This window comes from Neisseria sp. P0021.S007, from assembly GCF_051956855.1.
Genome location: NZ_JBQCXA010000809.1, coordinates 1 through 593 on the forward strand (window position 1 = coordinate 1; position 593 = coordinate 593).

A 593-nucleotide genomic window follows, 5' to 3' on the forward strand; every position below is an offset into this window, starting at 1 on the left:
TTCAATGTACCGTGTGCGTTGACGTAATCAACGTCTTCAGGATTCAGGCCGGCATCTTTCAGCGTGCGGGTAACAGCCAATGCAGGGCCTTCTTCGTTAGGCGCGGTAATGTGGTAGGCATCGGAGCTCATGCCGAAGCCGACGATTTCAGCGTAAATTTTCGCGCCGCGTTTTTTCGCGTGTTCCAATTCTTCCAACACCAGCACGCCAGCGCCTTCGCCGATAACGAAACCATCACGGCCTTTGTCCCACGGACGGGAAGCGGTAGCAGGGTCGTCGTTGCGAGTGGAAAGTGCCTTCATGGCGGCAAAACCGCCAACGCCCAAAGTGCTGATCGCACCTTCTGCGCCACCGGCAATCATCACGTCTGCGTCGCCGTATTTAATCAGTCGTGCAGAGTCGCCGATGGAGTGTGCACCGGTTGTACAGGCGGAAACCATGCCGTAGCTCGGGCCGCGGTAGCCTTTGAGAATGGTTACGTGGCCGGAAATCAGGTTAATCAGCGAGCCTGGGATAAAGAAAGGATTGATTTTGCGCGCGCCGCCTTCGATAACGGCTTTGCCGGTCGCTTCGATGCTCGGCAGGCCGCCGAT

General features: G+C 57.0%; 1 protein-coding gene. It reads right to left on the reverse strand.

From position 1 onward, the window contains the following. On the reverse strand, nt 1–593 hold a 593-nt coding region (locus ACTHUR_RS16070; RefSeq protein WP_440399676.1), incomplete at both ends, for a beta-ketoacyl synthase N-terminal-like domain-containing protein.